Source organism: Chromohalobacter sp. HP20-39 (assembly GCF_033052815.1).
Taxonomy (GTDB): Bacteria; Pseudomonadota; Gammaproteobacteria; order Pseudomonadales; family Halomonadaceae; genus Chromohalobacter.
This window is the reverse complement of sequence record NZ_JAWHTP010001278.1, coordinates 1-229: the sequence shown is the minus strand read 5'-3', so window position 1 is coordinate 229 and position 229 is coordinate 1. Positions and strand designations below refer to the sequence as shown.

The following is a 229-nucleotide window of genomic DNA, read 5'->3' as shown; positions in this document are numbered from 1 at the left end:
CCAGGCGGATGTTTTCGCCGTTGATGCCGCCGCTGAGGTTGAGCCAGTCGAAATACAGCCGGGCGCCGGCAGTGAGTGCGCGCCCCGTGGAGGCCTGCGTGCCGGATAACGGCAGCGATTGGATGATGCTGATGTCGGCACGGGCAGCCGATGCAGCAAGCGCCGCAGACACCGTGAGCGAGACCGCAAGCACGGCAGCCCACGGCCGGCCGCGCCAGGTCCTTCCGCG

1 protein-coding gene is annotated in these 229 nt (G+C 69.0%); it reads right to left on the bottom strand.

All coding sequences use genetic code 11. The features are described 5' to 3' along the window. Positions 1-193: hypothetical protein (locus RVY79_RS21965; protein WP_411161798.1), on the bottom strand; the 193-nt coding region annotated here is incomplete at its 3' end. Between the last annotated feature and the right edge of the window lie 36 nt (positions 194-229).